The 2,717-nt window shown below is 66.1% G+C and carries 3 protein-coding genes; all 3 read right to left on the minus strand.

Translation table 11 applies throughout. The annotated features are described in order from the left end of the window. Nucleotides 1–95: 95 nt before the first annotated feature. The 3 genes from OO015_RS14035 to OO015_RS14045 are packed head-to-tail and all read right to left on the minus strand — an operon-like array spanning nt 96 to nt 2,624. A complete protein-coding gene (locus OO015_RS14035) occupies nt 96–839 on the minus strand; it encodes an ABC transporter permease (protein ID WP_265942270.1) in 744 nt (247 codons plus the stop codon). Between the two features lie 10 nt (nt 840–849). Beyond that, nucleotides 850–1,611 (minus strand): ABC transporter ATP-binding protein, encoded by a 762-nt coding sequence (locus tag OO015_RS14040; protein ID WP_265942272.1) that lies wholly within the window; start codon nt 1,609–1,611, stop codon nt 850–852. Between the two features lie 41 nt (nt 1,612–1,652). Continuing rightward, the gene (locus OO015_RS14045) at nt 1,653–2,624 is read right to left on the minus strand and encodes a hypothetical protein (RefSeq protein WP_265942274.1); all 972 of its coding nucleotides are present in this window, start codon (nt 2,622–2,624) and stop codon (nt 1,653–1,655) included. Nucleotides 2,625–2,717 lie beyond the last annotated feature (93 nt).

Genomic DNA, 2,717 nt, shown 5'->3' on the forward strand with positions numbered 1-2,717 from the left:
CGGGACATATCGAACCGGCGTCTGGCTGCGTTTGTCCGGCATCCAACCGCCCTTTCGCTCGGTATCGTTCTCTCCCGGCGCAGGTAGGGGCACGGTCACCTCCTGGTGCGCGTCGATCGGTTCGATGCCTGGCTGCACCGCAAGGCGAGTCGGTCGCGCCGTACGGCCCGGAGCACGATGAAAATCGAGAGCAGCATGACGGGAAGCGCTCCGAGCGAGAAAGAGAAGACCGGAAACGAATCCAACGAGTGGAACAGGAAACGTGTCACCGGCTCGATCGCAAAAGCAGCGAGTCCTGGCAGCAGCAACAGGAGGACGACGAACTGTTGCGCGACTGCGGTCGATTCTGCCCACGCTGAGATGCTCACCTGAAGGGCCATGACGGTGAGCAAACCGCTCGCCGCGAAGACCAGCGACATCAGCAATCCTCGGAGCGGCACGGGCTGCCCGGCTAAAGCAGCGACCCCTGTTACAGCACTTACCAGCGCAGCGTCGTACAGCAAACCGACGAGCCAGTACGGCACGACCTTCGCCAGAGCGAGCATCCAGTCCGGGACGGGCGCAAGTAGCCAGACCTCGAGCGTTCCGCGCTCGCGCTCCCCAGCGACCGCACTGGCGAGCAAGCTGGACAGTGCGGCGAAAGGGAACAGGATGAGGACGAAGACCCCGAACCCGGTTGGGAGAAGCAGGGCCACACTTTCCGCAGGGATGATGGGAGCGCTGGAGGCGAACAGGAGGAGCGGCATCACGAGAAAGGCCAGAAGCCGCCGCCCACGCTCACGCGCGGCGAGAGTCCGGGCAAGCTCCCAGCGGCAGAGTTCCCAAAAGCATGCCAGCATAGGCGCCCTCTCACGCACGGACAAGCAGCGTTCTGAGTGCCTCTTCCAGTTTGCGCTCGTCTCCTTCCGGTGTCTTGAGTTCGTCCCTCGTCACGGACGCGATGACCTTGCCGCGTCCCAGAACGACGAAGCGGTCGCAGACGACCAGCGCGTCACCGAGGACGTGCGTCGCGAAGATCACGGTTCGGTCGGGACGTGCCCGCTGCCACTCGCGGAGCCAGTTCAGGAAATCGACGCGCGCGAGCGGATCGAGTTCGTTCGTGACCTCGTCGAGGAGCAAGAGCTTCGGTTCACCGAGGAGTGCGCGCGCCAGGGCAACCCTTTTGCGGAAGCCGGCCGAGAGCGAGCCGCACCACTCGTCGAGGACCTCGTCGAGAGCCAGGATCCGGATCACCTCGCGCAGCTGTGCCTGCCGTCGCTGCCGATCGTGCGGCAACACGAGCCGTGCAACATGTTCGAGGTGATCCCGTGCGCGCATCTCGTCGTAGAGGCCGTCCCGTTCCGGAACGTAGCCGATGAGCCGACGCACCGCGTCCGCTCGCGCCGGTAGCTCCATGCCCAGTACGATAGCCCTACCCTGCCCGGGCTTCAGGAGACCGGCGATCAAGCGCAGGAGCGACGTCTTGCCAGCCCCGTTCGGACCGAGGAGTCCGCAGATGCACCCCAGTGGTACCCGCAGGTCGATGGCGTCGAGAATGAGCTTGCCGGGGCAGGCGACCGTGATGGCTTCCAGAACGACTGCCTGGTCTGCTGCGTTACGAGACGACTCCACTGCTCGCTGTTTCCACCACTCTCCGGAACACGTCGCCGTCTTCACCATGGGCGAATGCAGGGCCAGCAGTTACAACCGAGCTGCCGTGAGCACTGGATAATGGCACTCGCACACGTTCCCACGGCTGCGCTGCAACAGATCATGTTGCCAGTGAAGCAGCAAAAGGCGAGGCCGGCGCACAAGAAGTTCGCGACGAGACAGGCCCGACAGTCGGGACAGCAGTTCGCGCTGGCCTGCAGCACTGGGTCCGCGGTCGGGCCAAGCGACAGACCGAGTTCATCAGGTCTGAGTAGGCGAACGGTGCCACCCTGCTCGACTGCGAACACTGGCACTCCAGCTGGTGAGTCCAGCCACGCGTAAGTGGCGACTCCCTCGAGACACACCAGAGCGATGCGCCGCACAGTGTCAGCGAGAATCGAGCCGGAAAAGGTCTTCTCGCGAACGGCCGAACGGAAACGCACGATCGCATCCGGGCTCCACTTGTGCTCGCTTTCTAGCCACTGAACCAGAGCCGGCACATGCGCAAAACACTCGATCGTCTGGCCGCTGGCTACTCGCTCGACGGTGAGGATGTTCAGCCGGAATGGTGGTGGTGCTGCCTCTGCCTGCTGCGGCTCGATCGCCACCTTCCCGCTCGCCAGGAGCCCGAGCGCGGTGCCGAGTCCAGCCAGGCGCCCGAGTACCCGCCGCCGGGTGAGCGCCGGACCCGCTCCGGCCGGCGGCGCGAGCTCCCGCAGTTCGCTCGCCAGCGCCAGCCCCCGCCGCACGCCGAGCAGCCGCACCAGCTCCAGAACCAGCCGCCGCCCGGTGTACGCCTGCAGGCGGTCACCAGCGACCGCGAACAACACCGGTTCCCACGGCGCCCTCGCTCCCAGCGCCCGCTCCCGCCAGGCCGCCACCTCGGGCTCACGCAGGCTCCGCGCTGCGAGTCGTCCACCGCCCAGCGCCACGACCCGCTCGGCGATGGCGCGGCAGCGCCCGCAGGCTCCGTCGTAGGCCAGTATCCACTGCATGGCGCACCCGCCTGCTCCGCTTCCGTCCGTCGCCTACAGGATCGGCCCGTCCTGGGTACCTGCGCAAGACTCCTTCGGTGGACAGTGCTGTCC

This window comes from Thermomicrobium sp. 4228-Ro (assembly GCF_026241205.1).
Lineage (GTDB): Bacteria > Chloroflexota > Chloroflexia > Thermomicrobiales > Thermomicrobiaceae > Thermomicrobium.